Source organism: Arthrobacter bussei, from assembly GCF_009377195.2.
GTDB classification, from domain to species: domain Bacteria; phylum Actinomycetota; class Actinomycetes; order Actinomycetales; family Micrococcaceae; genus Arthrobacter_D; species Arthrobacter_D bussei.
This window is the reverse complement of the sequence record NZ_VJXX01000002.1, coordinates 300334-321199: the sequence shown is the minus strand read 5'-3', so window position 1 is coordinate 321199 and position 20866 is coordinate 300334. Positions and strand designations below refer to the sequence as shown.

19 protein-coding genes and 1 riboswitch are annotated in these 20866 nt (G+C 71.3%); of the genes, 18 read left to right on the top strand and 1 reads right to left on the bottom strand.

Going from position 1 to position 20866, the window contains the following annotated elements; translation table 11 throughout:
• The first annotated feature begins 25 nt into the window (after positions 1–25).
• Positions 26–168: riboswitch (FMN riboswitch) on the top strand.
• Between the two features lie 114 nt (positions 169–282).
• From pnuC to hisF, 8 genes are all read left to right on the top strand, one after another.
• On the top strand, positions 283–966 hold the full coding sequence (gene pnuC, locus FNH21_RS09740; RefSeq protein ID WP_152814668.1) for a nicotinamide riboside transporter PnuC: 684 nt from the start codon (positions 283–285) through the stop codon (positions 964–966).
• A complete protein-coding gene (ribD, locus tag FNH21_RS09735; protein WP_152814667.1) occupies positions 963–2078 on the top strand; it encodes a bifunctional diaminohydroxyphosphoribosylaminopyrimidine deaminase/5-amino-6-(5-phosphoribosylamino)uracil reductase RibD in 1116 nt (371 codons plus the stop codon). Before pnuC ends, ribD begins: the two co-directional genes overlap by 4 nt.
• 66 nt (positions 2079–2144) lie before the next feature.
• On the top strand, positions 2145–2798 hold the full coding sequence (locus FNH21_RS09730; RefSeq protein ID WP_191931823.1) for a riboflavin synthase: 654 nt from the start codon (positions 2145–2147) through the stop codon (positions 2796–2798).
• Positions 2795–3451 (top strand): 3,4-dihydroxy-2-butanone-4-phosphate synthase, encoded by a 657-nt coding sequence (gene ribB, locus FNH21_RS09725; RefSeq protein WP_191931822.1) that lies wholly within the window; start codon positions 2795–2797, stop codon positions 3449–3451. Before FNH21_RS09730 ends, ribB begins: the two co-directional genes overlap by 4 nt.
• 93 nt (positions 3452–3544) lie before the next feature.
• Positions 3545–4030: a 6,7-dimethyl-8-ribityllumazine synthase gene (gene ribH / locus FNH21_RS09720; RefSeq protein ID WP_152814665.1), complete on the top strand. Its 486-nt coding sequence runs from the start codon at positions 3545–3547 to the stop codon at positions 4028–4030.
• 71 nt (positions 4031–4101) lie between these two features.
• On the top strand, positions 4102–4365 hold the full coding sequence (locus FNH21_RS09715; RefSeq protein ID WP_055771768.1) for a phosphoribosyl-ATP diphosphatase: 264 nt from the start codon (positions 4102–4104) through the stop codon (positions 4363–4365).
• Between the two features lie 66 nt (positions 4366–4431).
• Positions 4432–5274 (top strand): ATP phosphoribosyltransferase, encoded by an 843-nt coding sequence (hisG, locus tag FNH21_RS09710; RefSeq protein WP_055771765.1) that lies wholly within the window; start codon positions 4432–4434, stop codon positions 5272–5274.
• A gap of 10 nt (positions 5275–5284) precedes the next feature.
• Positions 5285–6055 carry an imidazole glycerol phosphate synthase subunit HisF gene (hisF, locus tag FNH21_RS09705; RefSeq protein ID WP_152814664.1) on the top strand — a complete coding sequence of 257 codons (771 nt, stop codon included), beginning with the start codon at positions 5285–5287 and terminating at the stop codon, positions 6053–6055.
• 29 nt (positions 6056–6084) lie between these two features.
• On the opposite strand, the gene FNH21_RS09700 is transcribed toward hisF, so the two are convergent.
• On the bottom strand, positions 6085–6729 hold the full coding sequence (locus FNH21_RS09700) for a TIGR03085 family metal-binding protein (RefSeq protein WP_152814663.1): 645 nt from the start codon (positions 6727–6729) through the stop codon (positions 6085–6087).
• 81 nt (positions 6730–6810) lie between these two features.
• On the opposite strand from FNH21_RS09700, the gene hisI reads away from it, so the two are divergent.
• The 10 genes from hisI (at position 6811) to FNH21_RS09650 (ending at position 20833) form a co-directional block, all read left to right on the top strand.
• On the top strand, positions 6811–7263 hold the full coding sequence (hisI, locus tag FNH21_RS09695; protein WP_152814661.1) for a phosphoribosyl-AMP cyclohydrolase: 453 nt from the start codon (positions 6811–6813) through the stop codon (positions 7261–7263).
• 5 nt (positions 7264–7268) lie between these two features.
• On the top strand, positions 7269–8822 hold the full coding sequence (locus FNH21_RS09690; RefSeq protein WP_152814659.1) for an anthranilate synthase component I: 1554 nt from the start codon (positions 7269–7271) through the stop codon (positions 8820–8822).
• The gene (locus FNH21_RS09685; protein ID WP_152814657.1) at positions 8819–9682 is read left to right on the top strand and encodes a Trp biosynthesis-associated membrane protein; all 864 of its coding nucleotides are present in this window, start codon (positions 8819–8821) and stop codon (positions 9680–9682) included. The genes FNH21_RS09690 and FNH21_RS09685 overlap by 4 nt, the downstream gene beginning before the upstream one ends.
• 144 nt (positions 9683–9826) lie before the next feature.
• Positions 9827–10075: an HGxxPAAW family protein gene (locus tag FNH21_RS09680; protein WP_082471566.1), complete on the top strand. Its 249-nt coding sequence runs from the start codon at positions 9827–9829 to the stop codon at positions 10073–10075.
• A complete protein-coding gene (gene trpC, locus FNH21_RS09675) occupies positions 10076–10903 on the top strand; it encodes an indole-3-glycerol phosphate synthase TrpC (RefSeq protein ID WP_152814650.1) in 828 nt (275 codons plus the stop codon). It begins immediately after the preceding gene.
• A 212-nt stretch (positions 10904–11115) separates the two neighbouring features.
• On the top strand, positions 11116–12471 hold the full coding sequence (trpB, locus tag FNH21_RS09670; protein WP_152815170.1) for a tryptophan synthase subunit beta: 1356 nt from the start codon (positions 11116–11118) through the stop codon (positions 12469–12471).
• Complete coding sequence (gene trpA, locus FNH21_RS09665) at positions 12468–13319, top strand: tryptophan synthase subunit alpha (RefSeq protein WP_191931821.1); 852 nt, start codon at positions 12468–12470, stop codon at positions 13317–13319. Before trpB ends, trpA begins: the two co-directional genes overlap by 4 nt.
• A complete protein-coding gene (gene lgt / locus FNH21_RS09660; RefSeq protein WP_152814648.1) occupies positions 13316–14434 on the top strand; it encodes a prolipoprotein diacylglyceryl transferase in 1119 nt (372 codons plus the stop codon). The genes trpA and lgt overlap by 4 nt, the downstream gene beginning before the upstream one ends.
• A 329-nt stretch (positions 14435–14763) precedes the next feature.
• Positions 14764–19383: a glutamate synthase large subunit gene (gltB, locus tag FNH21_RS09655; RefSeq protein ID WP_152814646.1), complete on the top strand. Its 4620-nt coding sequence runs from the start codon at positions 14764–14766 to the stop codon at positions 19381–19383.
• On the top strand, positions 19376–20833 hold the full coding sequence (locus FNH21_RS09650; protein ID WP_191931820.1) for a glutamate synthase small subunit: 1458 nt from the start codon (positions 19376–19378) through the stop codon (positions 20831–20833). The genes gltB and FNH21_RS09650 overlap by 8 nt, the downstream gene beginning before the upstream one ends.
• The last annotated feature ends 33 nt before the right edge of the window (positions 20834–20866 follow it).

Genomic DNA, 20866 nt, shown 5'->3' with positions numbered 1-20866 from the left:
GGGCACTGTGAAATAATCGGCGCAGTACGTGCTCCGGGGTCGGTGTAAGTCCGAACCGGCGGTGATAGTCCGCGACCCGCTCCGTCGTTCCGCACCCGCGGAACGAGGGCGGTTGAGCCGGTGGAATTCCGGGACCGACAGTCAAAGTCTGGATGGGAGAAGCACGCACAGCAGTGCACTGTCCGCTGCCCGATCGACGGGTGGCGGCCCTGCCGTAGTCCGCCGCGGCACGGGGTCCACTGCTGCCATCACCCGGAGCCGTCGTAGCGGCGAAGGATCGGCATGGATTTACTGCAGTGGCTGTTCGAAGCCCGCATCCCCGTTGGCAACGGCTCCCTGCTGCTCCGTGAGGTGATGGGCAACGTGTTCGGCCTGCTCAGCGCCCTCGGCGGCATGCGGCGTCGGGTCTGGGCCTGGCCGGTCGGCATCGTCGGCAACGTCCTCCTCCTCACCGTCTTCCTCGGCTCGGTCTTCGGCGCCGAGAGTGCCGCCAACCTCCTCGGCCAGGCCGGCCGCCAGGTGATGTTCATCGCCGTCTCCGTCTACGGGTGGCGCCAGTGGCAGGCGAGCCGGCACGGGGGCGGACAGGCCGTGACGCCCCGCTGGGCCGGAACCAGGGCCCGGATCGGCATGGTCGCCTTCATGGTCCTGGGGACCGTCGCCCTCACCCCCCTCTTCCGCATGCTCGGTTCCTACGAGCCCGTGTGGGCCGATGCCTGGACCTTCGTCGGGTCCCTCCTCGCCACCTACGGCATGGCCAGGGGCTGGGTCGAGTTCTGGCTGGTCTGGGTGGCCGTGGACCTCGTGGGTGTTCCCCTGCTGTTCAGCGCCGGCTACTACGCGAGCGCCGTCATGTACGCCTTCTACGGGGTCTTCACCCTGGTGGGCTTCTTCGTATGGGCCAGGGCCCAGCGCACGGCGCAACCCCGTGTCGAGGCCCTCCTGCCCGACCCCAGCCTCCGATGAGCACGACGACGCGGCGGGTGGCGGAGGCCGAGGCGAGGGCTATGCTGCGCGCGCTCGAGCTCGCCGGTCTCGGCGTGCGTGGCGCGAACCCACTCGTCGGCGCCGTGCTCCTGGCTCCCGACGGCACGGTCCTCGGGGAGGGGCACCACCGGGGCGCCGGCACACCCCATGCGGAACCCGCGGCCCTCGCGGACGCCGGGGACCGCGGGCACGACCCCCGCGGGGGCACCATGGTGGTCACGCTCGAACCGTGCAATCACACGGGACGCACCGGCCCGTGCAGCGAGGCGCTCATCAGCGCGGGCGTGGCCCGCGTGGTCTTCGCCGCGGACGACGTCAACGGACCGGCGGCGGGCGGCGCGAGCCGGCTCCGCGCGGCGGGCGTCGGGTGCGTCGGCGGGGTCGAAGCGGAAGCGTCGAAGCACCTGAACGAGCGCTGGACGGCGTCCGTCGTAGCGGGCCGCCCCTTCGTGACGCTGAAATCGGCCCAGTCCCTCGACGGGCGGGTGGCTGCGGTCGACGGCTCCAGCCAGTGGATCACCGGACCGGAGGCGCGCGCCGACGGCCACCGCCTCCGGGCCCTCGCCGACGCGGTCCTCGTGGGCAGCGGGACCGTGCGCGACGACGATCCGCGCCTCACCGCGCGCGGCGGGGCCTCGGGGGAGGAGCCTGCCGCGGGGTCCGGGCCGGCTTTGCGCGTCGCGATGGGGCTGACTCCGGTGCCCTCCGAGGCCGCCATCCGGGGTGCGGGCTTCGTCCACCTGCCCACCCGCGACGTCCCCGCCGCCCTCGACGAGCTCTTCGCCCGGGGGGTGCGGCACCTCCTCGTCGAAGGGGGACCGCGGATCGCCGCCGCCTTCCTCCGCGCCGGTGTGGTCGACGAACTGGTCAGCTACGTGGCGCCCGTGGTTCTCGGTGACGGCGCTCCCGCTTTCCCGGACCTGGGGATCGACTCCCTCGCCGCCGCCCCGCGCTGGAGCCTGGACGATGCGGGCGGACCGGCCGTCCGCCGGCTCGGTGCTGATGTGCGGTTGCACCTCCGCCCGCCGCCACCCGGCGAGCAGGCCGAACCTGTCCCGGTGTCCGATGCCGGACGACCCGACCCCAGGTAGTTCCACGGGACCCACCCGTCGCTCCATCTCCTCCAGACCCACCCGACCCACCCGAAGGAAGTACCCGTGTTCACAGGAATCGTGTCCGAGCAGGGCAGCGTCGTCTCACTCGACGTCACCCCCGACGGCGAGAGCGCGCTGCTCGTCTTCGAGGCGCCCGAGACCGGGAGGGACCTCAGCCCCGGGGCGTCGATCGCCGTCAACGGCGTCTGCCTCACGGCGGTGACGCTCGACGGCGGGCGCGTGGGCGTCGACGTCATGGGAGAGACCCTCCGGCGCACCACCACGGGCGGGCTGCAGCCCGGGACGCCCGTCAACCTCGAGCGCTGCGTCCCGGCCGGCGGACGCCTCGACGGTCATGTCGTCCAGGGCCATGTCGACGGTATCGGGGTGCTCCTCGAGCGCGAGGACCTCGGCGCGTGGCACCGGCTCCGTTTCGGCCTGCCCGCGACGCTCGGCCGGTACGCCGCCGAGAAGGGGTCCGTCGCGATCGACGGCGTGTCCCTGACCGTGACCGCGGTGAGCGCGCCGGACGAGCTCGACCAGTGGTTCGAGGTCGGCCTCATCCCGACGACCCTGAAGGAGACCGGCCTGGGCGCCAAGGGCATCGGCGATCCCGTGAACCTCGAGATGGACGTGCTCGCCAAGTACGCCGAGCGCCTGCTCGGTTTCACGGCGGCCGACGCCCGGCGGCAGGACGCGGCCGGGGACGCGCAGTGATCCGCGAGCCTGCCCGCGACGTGACGCCCCTCCGCCTCGATCCCGTCGAGGACGCGATCGCCGCCATCGCGGCCGGCGGCGCAGTCGTCGTGGTCGACGACGAGGACCGCGAGAACGAGGGCGACATCGTCTTCGCCGCCGAGGACGCGACCCCGCAGCTCGTCGGCTGGACCGTGCGGTGGACCTCCGGTGTGCTGTGCGTCCCGCTCCGCGCGGAGGACGCGGACCGCCTCCTCCTGCCGCCGATGACCGCCGTGAACGAGGATTCCAAGGGCACGGCGTACACCGTGTCCTGTGACGCCGCGACAGGCGTCAGCACGGGCATCAGCGCCGCGGACCGGGCCCGGACCGCGCGCGTCCTGGCGGACGGCGCCAGCGGGCCCATGGATCTCACCCGGCCGGGCCACGTCTTCCCCCTCCGCGCTGCACCGGGCGGCGTGCGCGAGCGGGCCGGCCACACCGAGGCCGGGGTGGAGCTCAGTGTCCTCGCGGGCAAGCGCCCGGCCGCCGTCATCGCGGAACTCGTTCACGACGACGGCGACATGATGCGGCTGCCGGCCCTGCGCCGGTTCGCCGACGAGCACGGCATCCCCCTCGTCTCGATCGAGGACCTCGTCGCCTTCATCGGGGCACGTGCAGCGTCCGGGGCCTGACGGCCGCACCGGCGCCGGCGGCGCAGTCCATCGTCCGGACACCCCTGGGCATCCCCACAGACATACCCACAGATACCACCCGGAAGGACCATCATGAGCGGCCACGGAGCACCCAGCATCGACATCAGCGCACTCACCACCCAGGACGGTGCGCCACTGCGGCTCGCGATCATCGCCGCGAGCTGGCACACCCAGATCATGGGCGGACTGCTCGACGGCGCCCGGCGTGCCGCCGCGGAGGCGGGCGCGGACGTCACCGAGATCCGCGTGCCGGGTAGCTTCGAGCTGCCCGTCGCTGCCGCGCGCGTCGCCCCGCAGTTCGACGCGGTCGCTGCCCTCGGCGTCGTCATCCGCGGCGGCACGCCCCACTTCGAGTACGTGTGCCAGGCCGCGACCTCCGGCCTGACCGACGTCAGCGTCCGGACGGGCGTACCGGTCGGCTTCGGCGTCCTGACCTGCGACACCGAGCAGCAGGGCCTCGACCGCGCCGGCCTGCCCGGCTCCTCGGAGGACAAGGGCCACGAGGCGGTCTCCGCGGCGCTGGCCACGGCCTCCGTCCTCCGGGCCTTCGGGCGGTGACGACCGAGGCATCCGTCACAGGGCGGGCCGGGCGTGCCGAGCCGGTGCGGCGAGCCGATAGCCTAGGGGATGTGAAAACCTTTGATTCCCTGTTCGAGGAGCTCAGCGCCAAGGCCGTCGAGCGCCCTGCGGGGTCGCGCACCGTCGCGGAACTCGACTCGGGCGTGCACGGCATCGGCAAGAAGGTCGTCGAGGAGGCCGCCGAGGTCTGGATGGCCGCGGAGTACGAGTCGACGGAGGACGCCGCCGAGGAGATCTCGCAGCTGCTCTACCACCTGCAGGTCCTCATGATCGCGAAGGGCCTCACGCTCCAGGACGTCTACAAGCATCTCTAGCCGCGCCGGCCCATCCGCCCGCGGCCCACGATCGCCTGTCCCACCCTCCTGACGCGAAAGTACCCCATGCTCCGTGTAGCAGTCCCCAACAAGGGCGCCCTCTCCGAGGCCGCCTCGTCCATGCTCGCCGAGGCCGGCTACCGCCAGCGCCGCGACTCCCGCGAGCTCGTCCTCGTGGATCCCGAGAACGAGATCGAGTTCTTCTTCCTTCGGCCCCGCGACATCGCGGTGTACGTCGGTTCCGGGACGCTCGACGTCGGTATCACCGGCCGTGACCTCTTCCTCGACGCTCAGGTGAAGGCGGAGGAGCTCATGCAGCTGGGCTTCGGCGCGTCCACCTTCCGCTTCGCCGGCCCGGTCGGCGACTTCGACGCCCTCGAGCAGCTCGAGGGCAAGCGGCTCGCCACGAGCTACGAGGGCCTGCTCAAGGACTACCTCGCCGAGCGCGGCATCACGGCGTCGGTGGTCCGGCTCGACGGCGCCGTGGAGTCCTCCGTGCGCCTCGGCGTCGCCGACGCCATCGCCGATGTCGTCGAGACCGGCAACACGCTGCGCGCCGCGGGGATGGAGATCTTCGGGGATCCCATCCTGCAGAGCGAGGCGGTGCTCATCGGCCGCGCGGGGGAGGCTCCCGTGGGCCTCGACGTGCTCCTGCGCCGCCTGCAGGGCGTCCTCGTGGCCCGGCAGTACGTGATGATGGACTACGACGTCAGGAAGGACCTCGTCGACGCGGCGGCGGCGCTCACCCCCGGCCTCGAGTCCCCGACCGTCTCGCCCCTGCGCGACTCCGAGTGGGTCGCCGTGCGCTCCATGGTCCGGCGGAACCAGACCAACCGCATCATGGACGAGCTGTACGAGCTCGGTGCGCGCGCCATCCTCGTCAGCACCATCCACGCCTGCAGGATCTAGGGAGGCGGGCATGAGTGTCGCCATCCGCGTGATCCCCTGCCTCGACGTCGACGCCGGACGCGTGGTCAAAGGGGTCAACTTCGAGGACCTGCGTGACGCCGGGGACCCGGTGGAGCTCGCGCACCGCTACGACCGGGCCGGTGCCGACGAACTCACCTTCCTCGACGTGACCGCTTCCTCCGGCAACCGCGAGACCACGTTCGACGTCGTCTCGCGGACCGCCGAGGAGGTCTTCATCCCGCTGACGGTGGGCGGGGGGGTCCGGGAGATCTCCGACGTCGACCGTCTCCTGCGCTACGGCGCGGACAAGGCCTCCATCAACACCGCCGCCGTCGCTCGCCCGGCCGTGATCGACGAGATCACGAAGCACTTCGGTGCCCAGGTCCTCGTCCTGTCCCTCGACGCGCGTCGCACCCGGGACGCCGCGACGCCGTCGGGCTTCGAGGTGACGACCTACGGCGGCCGCAAGGGTACCGGGATCGACGCCGTCGCCTGGGCGAAGGAAGCCGCCGACCGCGGGGTGGGGGAGATCCTGCTGAACTCGATCGACGCCGACGGCACCAAGGAGGGGTTCGACCTCGAACTCATCCGCGCCGTGCGGGCCGCCGTCGGCGTGCCGCTCATCGCCTCGGGCGGTGCGGGCGAGCCCGCACACTTCCCGCCTGCGGTGGAGGCCGGCGCGGACGCCGTGCTGGCGGCGTCCGTGTTCCACTTCGGTCCGGTGTCCGCGATCGCGGACGTCAAGGCCGCGATCCGCGCGGCAGGGTTCCCCGTCCGCTAGGCGCCGGGTCCCGCCCGCAGCGGCAGGATTCAGAGACCGACGTCGGCACTCTCGAGCAGGGCGACGGCATCCGGCCGGCCCTCGAAGGTGACGAGGGCCTGGGCGCGGCGACCGTGGGCGTGCATGAGCAGCTCGCCCGGCTCGCCCACGATGGCCACCGATACGGGTGCGCGCTTCGCGACGTGGCGGGGACCGTCCGGCCGCACCAGCACGATCCCGAGATCCACGCCGCGGTAGAGGATGGCGGCGCGCTTCACGAGTTCCTCCCACAGGGCGTTCGCGTAGTCCTCGTCGAGCGCCCTCGGTGCCCAGCGCGAGCCGGCCCGCCGGACGTCCTCGGTGTGGACGAAGTACTCGATCAGGTTGGCGCTCTTGTCGACGGCATTGAGGCGCATCGGTGAGAGCGCGGGTGGACCGGCGAGGAAACGCCTCACGAGCGCCTCGTAGCCCGCCGGGGATCCGGCACGTTCGGCCGTCTCCCGCGTGGCGCGCTCGGTGATCGGGGCGAACCTCTTCACGACCATGCCGAGGCCCAGGGCCGGCTTGTGCTCGCGCAGGTACAGATGCGCCGCCAGGTCGCGCGTGTGCCACCCCTCACAGAGCGTGGGGGCATCGGGACCGGCTGCCAGGAGCGTCTCGGCCAGGACCTCGCGGGACGGGGTTACGTAGTGCATCACTGCTGAAACTAGCACGCTGCGCGAGAGCGGTGGCAGGCGCGCCGCGCCGCCGTCCCGGCCGCACTAGAATCAGGGGTGATGCCTCCCACCACGTCCTCCCCGTCCGCCGCCGGAACAGGCGCTCCTCCGGTCTCCGAACGCCAGGCGGCGCCCGGCGCGCCCCTGCTCGATCCGGCGATCGCCGGGGCCCTCAAGAAGGACGACGCCGGCCTGGTCGCCGCCGTCGTCCAGCAGTACGACACGCTCGAGGTGCTCATGCTCGGCTGGATGGACGAGGAGGCCCTGCGCCGGACCCTGACCACGGGTCGGGTCACCTTCTTCTCCCGGTCACGCGACGAGTACTGGCGGAAGGGTGACACCTCCGGACACCGTCAGTGGGTCAAGGGCGTGGCCCTGGACTGCGACGGCGACGCCCTGCTCGTCACCGTCGACCAGGAAGGCGCCGCCTGCCATACCGGCACCCGCACCTGCTTCGACGGCCGCGACCTGCCCTCCGTCACCTCCAGCCGTCCCGACGCGGAAGGATCCTGACCCGCATGCAGCAGCTCGGCACCATCAGCCCCACCCTCGAGGAGTTCCGCGACCTGGCGAAGGCGCGGCGCGTGGTGCCGGTGCACCTGAAGGTCCTGGCGGATGCGCACACGCCCATCGGGATCTACCGCAAGCTCGCGGACGGCCGCCCGGGTACGTTCCTCATGGAATCCGCGGCCGTCGGCGGCGTCTGGTCGCGCTACTCGTTCATCGGGGCGCACTCCCGGGCGACCCTGACCACGCGGGACGGCGAGGCGCACTGGCTGGGCGAGCCGCCGGCCGGCGTCCCGGTCGCGGGCGATCCCGTCGAGGCGCTCCGCCTCACCGTCGAGGCCCTGCGCACGGAGCGCTTCGAGGAACTGCCTCCGTTCACCTCCGGCATGGTCGGCTTCGTGGGCTGGGAGGCCGTGCGCCACTGGGAGCGGCTGACGAGTCCGCCCGAGGACGATCTCCTGCTGCCCGAACTGGCGATGTGCCTGGTCTCCGACCTCGCCATCCATGACAACTCCGAGGGCTCGCTCACCCTCGTCGCCAACGCCGTCAACTTCGACGGCACCGACGAGCGGGTCGACGAGGCCTGGCACGACGCCGTCGCGCGGGTGCGCGCCATGCTCGCCATGCTCGTCGCCCCGGCCGAACTCGCCGTGTCCGTCATGGCCGAGGGCACGCCGACGGCGGAGGAGTCGATGGAGCGCGTCCGGGAGTCCTGGTTCGAGCCGGAGTACCTGCGCGCCATCGAGCGCGGCAAGCGGGCCATCGTCGACGGCGAGGTCTTCCAGGTCGTGATCAGCCGCCGCTTCGAGATCGAGTGCGACGCCTCGCCGCTGGATGTCTACCGCATCCTGCGGACCACCAACCCGAGCCCCTACATGTACTTGTTCAGCCTCGAGGACTCGGACGGACGCGGGTACTCGATCGTGGGCAGCTCGCCGGAGGCACTCGTCACCGTCACGGGCGACGAGGTCATCACCCACCCCATCGCCGGCTCGCGCCCCCGCGGCAGGACCACGGAGGAGGACCGCGACCTCGCCGTCGAGCTCCGGGCGGACACGAAGGAGAAGGCCGAGCACCTCATGCTCGTGGACCTCGCGCGCAACGACCTCTCCAAGGTGTGCACGCCGGGCAGCGTCGACGTCACGCAATTCATGGAGGTGGAGAAGTTCAGCCACATCATGCACCTCGTCTCCACGGTCGTCGGCCGGCTCTCGCCGGCGAAGACGGCCTACGACGTCCTCGCGGCGACCTTCCCGGCCGGGACACTCTCCGGGGCGCCGAAGCCGCGCGCACTGCGCATCATCGACGAGGTGGAACCGCACCGCCGCGGCATCTACGGGGGAGTGGTCGGCTACCTCGACTTCGCGGGAGACATGGACATGGCCATCGCCATCCGCTCCGCCCTCCTGCGCGAGGGCACGGCGTACGTGCAGGCCGGCGGCGGGATCGTCGCCGACTCGGTGCTGGAGGCCGAGGCCCTCGAGACCGTGAACAAGGCTGCGGCACCCCTGCGGGCCGCTCTCACCGCGGCCGGGCTGCGGCCTGCTGCAGTGGACGCACCATGAGTGCCGGGCGCACAGAGCGCACCGCGCCGGGGAGGTTCACCCGCCGCGGCATCGTCGTCATGGGCATCGTGGTCCTCGCGCTCCTGGCCTTCGGTTCCACGACCCAGACCTGGCTCACCGTCCGCCTGCCGCAGGAGGCGGTGCAGACGCCGGACCTCATGATCGCCGGGAGCGACGCGTCGACCCCCGTGACGGCCTTCGCCCTCGTGGCCCTGGCGGCGGCCCTCGCCGTCTCCATCGCCGGTCGCCTCGCACGGTGGGTCATCGCCGTGATCCTCGTGCTCTCCGGCGTCGGTATCGCCCTGTCCAGCGCGGGGGTCGCTCTCGATCCGGAAGCGGCTGCCGAACCCGCCGTCGGCGAGGCCATCGGCGTGAGCGGCCTGGCCGGCGCCGAGGCGACGGCCGGCGTCTTCCCGTGGCTCGCCGTCGCCGCCGGCGTCCTCCTGGTGCTCGCGGCCGCCTGGGTGGTCGTCGCGGGCCGCACCTGGGGGGTCAACCGACGGTACGACGCCGGAGCCTCCCGGGCGGTCACGCCCGCTGCCGGCGACCTGCAGCCCGGAGCACCCGCGCCCTCCACGGGAGACGTCGCCCCCGGGGTGGTCCCCGCCTCCGGTGACGACGCCGGCGGCGGAGAAGGTCCCGCTGACGGACGACCGGTCCAGGGGGGCGCGTCATCCGCCACGGCAGCGCGGTCCGTGGCGGCGCCCGACGGAACCCCCGACGCACTGCCTCCGGGTGGGGACGTGACCGGCGGGGCACCCTCGCCCGCGGCGCGTCCCTCGCGCGGCCGGTCCAGTGCCCACGCGGACGAGATCGACAGCTGGGACCAGCTCTCACGGGGCAACGACCCGACCGGCTGACAGCCGGTCGTGTACCTCCCCGCCGGTTCCTCCCGACCGCCCCATCAATGGCAGAATGGAACCTGACCCGTTCGAAGGAGATTCACCATGGCATCCGAGACCCGCGCCTCCGCAACCCGCAACACCCCCGCGAACCACGCCCGGATGGGTGACGAGACGATCGGTCACGGCAACAGCCCCGCGGCATGGACCTGCGTGCTCATCATGCTGGCCGGTGCCGCTGTGGCCTCCTTCGCCTACATCCTGGCGAGCACCGAGGGCAACCACGACTTCGGCACCCTCCTCTTCTGGATCGGGATCGCGGTGATGTTCGTCGGCCTCCTCGTCGGATTCGTCCTCCGGAAGATCGGCTACGGCGTCGGCGGCTCCAAGCTCAAGAACAACGGCCACTAGATGACGGTCCTCGACGACATCATCGAGGGCGTCCGCGAGGACCTCGCGGAGCGTCGGCGTGCCGTTCCCCTCGAGGACGTCCGGAGGGCGGCGACGTCTGCTCCCTCGCCCATCGACGCCTTCGCGGCGCTCGGCTCGGGTGCGGGAGGAGACCTGGCGGTCGTCGCCGAGGTGAAGCGGAGCAGCCCCTCCAAGGGCGCCCTCGCGGACATCGCCGATCCGGCGTCCCTCGCCGCGTCCTACGAGCGCGGCGGAGCCGCCGTCATCTCCGTGCTCACGGAGGAGCGGCGCTTCAGGGGTTCGCTGGCCGACCTCGACGCCGTCCGAGCGACGGTGCAGCTGCCCGTGCTCCGGAAGGACTTCACGGTGGACGCCTACCAGATCTGGGAGGCGCGGGCCCACGGCGCCGACGTCGTGCTCCTGATCGTCGCGGCACTCACCGACGCCGAGCTCGCAGGTTTCCTCGCCCTCACCCACGAACTCGGCATGAACGCCATCGTCGAGACCCACACCGAGGACGAGGTACGGCGTGCCGTCGCGGCGGGGGCGCCGATCATCGGTGTCAACGTCCGCAACCTGAAGACGCTCGAGATCGACCGCGGCGTCTTCGCCGGACTGGCCCACCTCATCCCGGCGGGGACCGTCGTCATCGCCGAGTCGGGCGTCCGTGATGCGGCGGACGTCGAGGAGTACGCGGGCCAGGGCGCGCACGCGGTCCTCGTCGGCGAGGCACTCGTCCGGCACGACGATCCAGCCGCGACGATCGAGGAGTTCCGACGGACGGGTCGGACCGCCTGGCGGGAGTCGGGCATGGCCGCACGCGCCTGAACGCGTGGACGGACCGGCGGCGTCAGCTCCCACCGGGGAGCGGTCCAGCCGGACCACCCGTACCGGGCACGCGCCCGCCAAGCACCGGCCACCGGTCGGCACCAGCACCACCGAGCAGCACGCGGGACGGATCACCGGACCCGTCGGCGCCCGCGACGCATCCCCGTCCGGGCGAGGACCAACAGGACAGGATTGCTGAAGTCATGACTGATATGCACCAGGACACGGGCCTGACCGGCACGGACGCCGGAGCAGCGGACGCCATCGACGCCGGGACGGCCGAGGCCTTCCTCAGCCACGACCAGAGCCTCCGCCACGCCCCCGGTCCCTACTTCGGTGCCTACGGCGGCCGCTGGATGCCCGAATCGCTCATCGCTGCGCTCGACGAGCTGCAGGACACCTTCGACAAGGCCAAGGCGGATCCCGAGTTCACGGCCCAGGTCGCGGAGCTCAACAAGAACTACGCCGGCCGTCCCTCGCTGCTCACCGAGGCCGCGCGCTTCGCCGAGCACTGCGGGGGCGTCAGGGTCTTCCTCAAGCGGGAGGACCTCAACCACACCGGGTCCCACAAGATCAACAACGTGCTCGGCCAGGCGCTGATCGCCAAGCGCATGGGTAAGACCCGCGTCATCGCGGAGACCGGCGCCGGCCAGCACGGCGTCGCCAGCGCGACCGCGGCAGCCCTCCTCGGCCTCGAGTGCGTCGTGTACATGGGCGCGGAGGACACGCGCCGGCAGGCGCTGAACGTCGCCCGCATGCAGCTGCTCGGCGCGACGGTGGTCCCCGTGACGAACGGGTCGCAGACCCTCAAGGACGCCATCAACGACGCCCTGCGGGACTGGGTCGCCAATGTCGAGACCACGCACTACCTCCTCGGCACCGCCGCGGGAGCTCACCCCTTCCCGTCGATGGTCCGCTACTTCCACGAGGTCATCGGCGACGAGGCGCGCGAGCAGATCCTCGAGCAGACCGGACGCCTGCCCGACGCCGTGACGGCCTGCGTGGGCGGCGGGTCCAACGCGATCGGCATGTTCCACGGCTTCCTCGACGACCGCGAGGTCGCGCTGTACGGCTTCGAGGCCGGGGGCGACGGCGTGGAGACCGGCCGCCACGCCGCGACGATCACGCTCGGCCGACCGGGTGTGCTGCACGGCGCCCGGTCCTACCTGATGCAGGACGAGGACGGCCAGACCATGGAGTCGCACTCCATCTCGGCGGGCCTGGACTACCCCGGGGTCGGGCCCGAGCACGCCTACCTCGCGGACATCGGACGCGCGCACTACGAGCCCATCACCGACGCCGAGGCCATGGAGGCCTTCAAGCTCCTGAGCCAGACGGAGGGCATCATCCCCGCCATCGAGACCGCACATGCACTCGCCGGGACCATGAAGCTCGGCCGGCGCCTCGCCGCCGACCTCGCTCCCGGAGAGCAGCCCTCGGACAGGATCATCGTCGTGAACCTCTCGGGCCGTGGGGACAAGGACGTGGCGACCGCCGCGGGCTACTTCGACCTGCTGCCGGACGACAGCGTGGAGCAGGAGATCGCGGAGGAAGGTGAGCAGCTGTGACGACACACCTCCCTGACCGGCAGCAGCCGGAGTCCGGCGCACCCGCCTCGAAGGCGGCTGCCGCCATCGAGAAGGCCCGCAGCGAGGGTCGCGCAGCGCTCATCGGCTACCTGCCCGCGGGGTTCCCCGATGTCAGGACCACCATCGAGGCCGGGATCGCCATGGCGGAGAACGGCGTGGACCTCATCGAGATCGGCATCCCGTACTCCGACCCCGTCATGGACGGGGTCGTGATCCAGGAGGCGACGGTCGAGGCCCTCGCGAACGGCTTCACCGTGCCGCAGATCTTCGACGTCGTGGAAGGCATCACCCGGAAGACGGATGCCGCGGTGCTCGTGATGACGTACTGGAACCCCGTGATGCGGATGGGTGTCCGCGACTTCGCGGAGCGCCTCGCCGCCGCCGGGGGAGCCGGGCTCATCACCCCCGACCTCATCCCCGACGAGGCGGCGGAATGGCTGCAGGTCTCCGAGGAGCTCGGCCTCGACCGGGTGTTCCTCGTCGCGCCCTCCACCTCCCCGCAGCGCATGCAGAACACCGTCGATGCCAGCCGCGGCTTCGTCTACGCGGTGTCCGTCATGGGCGTGACCGGTGCCAGGACCTCCGTCGGCGCGGCGGCCCAGGCCGTCGTCGACGCCGCGCACGACGCCGGCGCCGAGCGCGTCTGCGTCGGACTCGGCGTCTCGTCCTCCGCCCAGGTCCGTGAGATCGGCGCCTACGCCGACGGCGTGATCGTCGGCACGGCCCTGGTGGCTGCCCTCAGGGACGGTGGCGTGCAGGCCGTCGCGGACCTCACGCGCGAGCTCAGCACGGGTGCCGCCAAGGTGTCCGCCGGAGGGTCGGCATGACCGGGATCGCCGTCGCGGCGTCCATCCCGAGCCCGCCGTCGGAGTGGGCGAGCTTCGCCCTCGGGCCGGTCACCATCCACGCCTACGCGCTCTGCATCCTCGCGGGCATCATCCTCGCGCTCATCCTCACGCAGAAGCGCTTCGTCGCCTTCGGTGGGCACGCCGACGCTGTGTGGGACATCGCCATCTGGGCCATCCCCTTCGGCATCATCGGGGGACGGCTGTACCACGTGGTGTCGTCGCCGGATGCGTACTTCGGGCCCGAGGGGGATCTCGCCCGGATCCCGCAGATCTGGCTGGGCGGCCTCGGGATCTGGGGCGCGATCGCCCTCGGTGCCGTCGGGGCCTGGATCGGGGCGCGGCGGGCCGGGGTCCGGCTCTCCGCCTTCGCCGATGCGGCGGCACCGGGCGTCCTCCTCGCGCAAGCCGTGGGGCGTCTCGGCAACTGGTTCAACCAGGAGCTCTTCGGCGCGCCCACCACGCTGCCGTGGGGCCTCGAGATCGATGCCGACAACGCCAATTTCCCGCTCGACCAGGAGCCCGGGACGCTGTTCCACCCGACCTTCCTCTACGAGCTCCTGTGGAACCTCGCCGGAGTCGTGATCCTCCTGCTGCTCGCGCGGAAGCTGAACCTCCGCGGCGGACGCATGTTCTGGCTCTACGCCGCCTATTACACGCTCGGACGCGTCTGGATCGAGGCCCTGCGCATCGACGACGCCGAGATGGTGACGCTCTTCGGGGTCACGCAGCGCCTGAACGTCTGGACCAGCATCGCGGTGTTCGTCGTCGCGCTGGCCGTCCTCGTGTATCTCGCGGTGAAGCGCCGGCCGGCCGAGGCGCCGTCGGTATACCTGTCGGGTCGGGAACCGAAGGACGCCGTCGGGGCGGACGCCACGAGCGCCACGAGCGCCACGAGCGCGAACGACACCACGCCCACCACCGAGGGCACCGGTGCCGCGGGTGCCACGGGTGCCGCAGGTGCCGCAGGTGCCACCGATCGTGCCGACGCCGGACGGTCCGCGAGTAACGCTTCAGCCACAGGTGGCCACGCCCCGGATGGAGCGTCGGACGCGCGGAACGAGCGTGGTAATCTGTCCGAAACAAACGGCTCCTGAGGATCGATCCACGCTCCGAGGACCCCGCGAGAGCGGAGCCGCGGGACTGGGTCCCCGACAGCAGTCCCCGGGCCACCGCCCCTCAAGGACGCAACACCACACAGTTGTGGACCACAGGTGCGACGGCCGGATCACCTTCCGAGCCTGCACCGGTACCGCCCTGACCAGCGCAGGATGACCACAGTGATCGCCCGCCAACAGCGCCGGGCGGCGCCGGGCCGGGCGGTGCACGCGAGATCGACAGACGGTGCCCGTTCCCCTCGGATCGGTGCCCGCGGGGCCAAGGCTGTCCCCTCCCGACGCTCCATCATGGGGGAAGGATCCTTTCTATGACTGCTTTGACGCCACACCCTCTGCAGGCGGACCCGGGCACGGCCACGTCCTCGACGGACGCCGCCGAGTCCCCCTTCACGCGGTTCGCCTCGCTGCCCGAGGCCACGGGTCTGTACGACCCGCAGAACGAGAAGGACGCGTGCGGCCTCGCCGTCATCGCCACCCTGCGCGGTGAACCCGGCCACGACATCGTCGATGCCGCCCTGACGGCGCTCCGCAACCTCGAGCACCGCGGCGCGGTCGGGGCGGACGAGGGCACCGGAGACGGTGCGGGCCTCCTCACCCAGATCCCCGACGAGTTCTTCCGCGCCGTCGCGGGCTTCGACCTGCCGCCCGCCGGCGGCTACGTGGTCGGGACCGCGTTCCTGCCCGCCGAGGCGAAGGAGGAGGAGACCGCCCGCGCCGGACTGGAGTCCATCGCCGAGTCCGAAGGCCTGGAGGTCCTCGGCTGGCGCGTGGTGCCCGTCGTCGCCGAGCTCGTCGGAGCCATGGCGCGCGCCTGCATGCCGCACTTCGTCCAGCTGTTCCTGGCTCCCGCCGACGGAGACGCGTCGGATCTCGACGGACGCGCGTTCCGCCTGCGGAAGCGGGCGCAGAACAAGTACGGCGTGTACTTCCCGTCGCTGTCCTCGAAGACCATCGTCTACAAGGGCATGCTGACCACGGCGCAGCTGGAACCGTTCTACCCGGACCTGTCGGACGAGCGGTTCAAGACGCGCCTCGGGATCGTCCACTCGCGCTTCTCCACCAACACCTTCCCGTCGTGGCCGCTCGCGCAGCCCTTCCGGACCATCGCCCACAACGGCGAGATCAACACCGTCAAGGGCAACCGGAACTGGATGCGGGCCCGCCAGTCGCAGCTGTCCAACCCGCTGCTCGGGGACTCGCCCGAGGAGCTGTACCCCATCTGCACGCCCGGCGCGTCGGACTCCGCGTCCTTCGACGAGGTGGCCGAGCTCCTCACGCTCTCCGGCCGGCCCATCACGCACTCGATCATGATGATGATCCCGGAGGCGTGGGAGAACCACGCCACCATGGATCCCGCCCGCCGCGCGTTCTACCAGTACCACTCCATGCTCATGGAGCCGTGGGACGGACCCGCCGCCGTGTCCTTCACGGACGGTCGGCTCGTCGGCGCCGTGCTGGACCGCAACGGCCTCCGCCCCGCCCGGTACTGGGTCACCGAGGACGGCCTCGTCATCCTCGCCTCCGAGGTGGGCGTGCTCGACGTCGAGCCGTCCCGCGTGGTCCGCAAGGGCCGTGTCTCACCCGGCAAGATGTTCCTCGTCGACACCGAGGCGGGCCGGCTGATCGAGGACCAGGAGATCAAGGCCGAGGTCGCCGCGGCGAACCCGTGGGGGGAGTGGGTCCGGGAGAACCTGATCCAGCTCGAGGACCTGCCCGAGCGCGAGCACGTGGTGCACACCAAGGCCTCCATCAACCGCCGCCAGCGCACCTTCGGCTACACGCAGGAGGAGCTGCGCATCCTCCTCGGCCCGATGGCGAAGAACGGTGCGGAGCCGCTCGGCGCCATGGGCTCGGACACGCCGATCGCCGTCCTGTCCAAGCGTCCGCGCCTGCTCTTCGACTACTTCGTGCAGTCCTTCGCGCAGGTCACCAATCCGCCGCTGGATTCCATCCGCGAGGAACTCGTGACCTCCATGGGTGTCACGATCGGGCCCGACGGCAACCTGCTCTCCACCGGCCAGGTCCGGTCCAAGCAGATCGCCCTGAAGTTCCCGGTCATCACCAACGACGAGCTGGCGAAGATCGCCAACCTCGAGACCGACGACGGCGACCGCCTGACCGTGCGCGTGCGCGGCCTGTACCGGCACGACGGCGGGGAGGCGGCCCTCCGGGCGCGCCTCGCCGAGATCTGCGAGCAGGTCTCCAGCGCCCTGAACCGCGGCGTCGAGTACGTGGTGCTCTCCGATCGCGATTCGAACGGTCAGTGGGCGCCCATCCCGTCGCTGCTCCTGACGAGCGCCGTGCACCACCACCTCCTCAAGAGCGCCAACCGCACCAAGACGTCCCTCGTGGTCGAGGCGGGCGATGTCCGCGAGGTCCACCACGTCGCGGTGCTGATCGGCTACGGGGCGTCCGCCGTGAACCCCTACCTCGCGATGGAGAGCTGCGAGGAGCTGGTCCGCAACGGGGACATCACGGGCGTGAGCGCCGAGGCCGCCGTCGCGCACCTCATCAAGGGCCTCGGCAAGGGCGTCCTGAAGATCATGTCCAAGATGGGCATCTCCACGGTCAGCTCCTACTGCGGCGCGCAGACCTTCGAGGCGCTCGGACTCTCGCAGGAGCTCGTGGACGAGTACTTCCACGGCACCCAGACGCAGCTCGGTGGCGTGGGCCTCGACGTCATCGCCGCGGAGACCGCTGCACGGCATGACACGGCGTACCCGCAGGACGGCATCGAGGACCCGCACCGCGGCCTCGACAACGGTGGCGAGTACCAGTGGCGCCGCGAGGGCCCGCCGCACCTGTTCAACCCGGAGACGGTCTTCCGGCTGCAGCACGCGACGCGCGAGCGCCGCTACGACATCTTCAAGGCCTACACGCAGGGCGTCGACGACCAGTCGCGCGAGCTCATGACGCTCCGCGGCCTGCTGCGGCTGCGCGACGACGCCCGGCCGCCCATCCCGCTCGACGAGGTGGAGCCGGTCTCGGAGATCGTCAAGCGCTTCTCCACGGGGGCGATGAGCTACGGCTCCATCTCCCAGGAGGCGCACGAGACCCTCGCCATCGCGATGAACCGCCTGGGCGGGAAGTCGAACACGGGCGAGGGCGGCGAGGACGTCGAGCGCCTGCTCGATCCCGAGCGGCGGTCGGCCATCAAGCAGGTGGCCTCGGGCCGGTTCGGCGTCACGAGCCTGTACCTGACCAACGCCGACGACATCCAGATCAAGATGGCGCAGGGAGCCAAGCCCGGTGAGGGCGGCCAGCTCATGAGCCAGAAGGTCTACCCGTGGATCGCCCGCACGCGGCACTCCACGCCCGGCGTCGCGCTGATCTCGCCGCCGCCGCACCACGACATCTATTCCATCGAGGACCTCGCCCAGCTCATCTACGACCTCAAGCGCTCCAACCCGAGCGCGCGGGTCCACGTGAAGCTGGTGTCCGAGGTGGGCATCGGCACGGTGGCCGCGGGCGTCACCAAGGCCAAGGCCGACGTCGTCCTGGTGTCCGGGCACGACGGCGGGACGGGCGCGAGCCCGCTCAACTCCCTGAAGCACGCGGGCATCCCGTGGGAGCTCGGCCTCGCCGAGACGCAGCAGACCCTCATGCTCAACGGCCTGCGCGACCGCGTGGTGGTCCAGGTCGACGGGCAGCTGAAGACCGGGCGCGACGTCGTCATCGCCGCCCTGCTGGGCGGTGAGGAGTTCGGTTTCGCGACTGCTCCGCTCGTGGTCTCGGGCTGCATCATGATGCGCGTCTGCCACCTCGATACCTGCCCGGTGGGTGTGGCGACGCAGAATCCCGAGCTCCGCAGCCGGTTCACCGGCAAGCCGGAGTTCGTGGTCAACTTCTTCGAGTTCATCGCCGAGGAGGTCCGCGAGATCCTGGCGGAGCTCGGCTTCCGGACGCTCGAGGAGGCCATCGGCCACAGCGAGCTGCTCGACGCCCGCACGGCGATCGAGCACTGGAAGGCCGATGGACTGGACCTGGATCCGATCCTGCGCGGCAACGAGTTCGATTCCGGCGAGCCGATGCGCAACATGCTGAAGCAGAACCACGACCTGGACCAGCACTTCGACAACAAGCTCATCGAGATGAGCGCCGACGCGCTGCAGCACCGCTCGCCGGTCCGCATCTCGCTGGACGTCGTCAACACCGACCGCTCCGTCGGGACGATGCTCGGGCACGAGGTCACGCGCATCTTCGGCCTCGACGTCCTGGCGACGGACACCATCGACGTCACCCTGACCGGCCAGGCCGGACAGTCCCTGGGGGCCTTCCTGCCGGCCGGCATCACGCTGCGCCTGCTCGGCGACTCGAACGACTACGTGGGCAAGGGGCTCTCCGGAGGCCGGATCATCGTGCGTCCGGACCGCGCCAACGTGTTCCGGGCCGACCACAACGTGATCGCCGGAAACGTCATCGGCTACGGCGCGACGAGCGGCGAGATGTTCCTGCGCGGGCAGGTGGGGGAGCGGTTCCTCGTCCGCAACTCCGGCGCGACGGCGGTGGCCGAGGGGATCGGCGACCACGGCTGCGAGTACATGACGGGAGGGCAGGCCCTCATCCTCGGGCGCACGGGCCGCAACTTCGGCGCGGGCATGTCCGGAGGGACGGCGTTCGTGCTGGACCTGGACCGTGCGCGCGTCAACAAGCAGAGCCTCGAGAACGGGGAGCTCCTGCTCGTCGACCTCGACGCCGAGGACATCGAGATCGTCCGGCGGCTGCTGATCCAGCACGTCGAGGAGACCGAGTCCACCCTCGCGGAGAGCCTGCTCGGGTCCTTCGAGGACACCATCGCCCGTCTCACCAAGGTCCTGCCGCGCGACTACGCCGCGGTGCTGGACGCCCGTGCCACCGCCGTCGACCAGGGGCTCGACCCCGACGGCGAAGAGGCGTGGACCAAGATCCTGGAGGTAACCGGTGGCTGACCCACGCGGATTCATGAAGGTGCGCGAGCGCCAGACCCAGCCCCGACGCCCGGTCCCCGTGCGCATCATGGACTGGAAGGAAGTGTACGAGGCCCAGGAGAAGGGCGTCCTGAAGGCGCAGGCCGGCCGCTGCATGGACTGCGGCATCCCGTTCTGCCACCAGGGCTGCCCGCTCGGCAACCTCATCCCGGAGTGGAACGACCTCACGTTCCGGGAGAAGGGCCGGGAGGCGATCGACCGGCTGCACGCGACCAACAACTTCCCGGAGTTCACGGGCCGGCTCTGCCCGGCGCCGTGCGAATCCTCGTGCGTGCTCGGCATCAACCAGCCTCCCGTGACCATCAAGCAGGTCGAGGTGTCCATCGCAGACCAGGCCTTCGGTGAGGGCTGGGTGGAGCCGCATCCCCCGGAGCGCCTGACGGGCCGCACGGTCGCCGTCGTCGGATCCGGACCGGCGGGCCTCGCCGTGGCCCAGCAGCTCACGCGCGCCGGGCACACGGTCGCCGTCTACGAGCGGGACGACCGTATCGGCGGACTCCTCCGCTACGGGATCCCCGACTTCAAGATGGAGAAGATCCACGTGGAGCGCCGCGTCGACCAGATGAAGGCCGAGGGGACGCGCTTCCGGACCGGCGTCGACGTCGGCAGGGACATCAGCTGGGGACAGCTGAAGCGCCGCTACGACGCCGTCGTGGTCGCGACCGGAGCCACGGTCCCGCGCGACCTGCCCATCCCGGGCCGTGACCTCCAGGGCGTGCACTTCGCCATGGACTACCTGGTCCCGGCGAACCGGGTGGTGGCCGGTGACGCCGTCGAGGACCAGATCCATGCCGAGGGCAAGCACGTCGTCATCCTCGGCGGCGGCGACACGGGGGCCGACTGCCTCGGTACCGCTCACCGCCAGAAGGCCGCGTCCGTGACCACGCTCGCCATCGGCCAGCAGCCCCCCGCGGAGCGCCGGCCGGACCAGCCCTGGCCCACGTTCCCGACGCTCTTCGACATCGCCAGTGCGCACGAGGAGGGCGGCGAGCGGCGCTACCTCGCGTCCACCGTCGAGTTCGTGGGCGACAACGGCGTGCTGCGCGGCATCAAGGTCGCGGAGACGGAGTTCGTGGACGGACGGCGTGTCCCCAAGGCCGGCTCCGAACGGGAGATCCCGGCGGACCTCGTGCTGCTCTCGCTCGGTTTCACGGGCGCCGAACCCGCCGGCATCACCGAGCAGGTCGAGGCCGCCTTCGACGACCAGGGCAACCTGGCGCGGGACGGCTACTACATGACGAATACCGCGGGCGTCTTCTCGGTGGGCGACGCCGGCCGCGGCCAGTCGCTGATCGTCTGGGCGATCGCGGAGGGCCGCGCGTGCGCTGCCGCCGTGGACAAGTACCTCATGGGATCCACGAAGCTGCCTGCGCCCGTAGCACCGTCCGATCGCTCCATCGCCGTTCTCTGACCGGCCCCCACACCATCCCCACGACCCCAACAC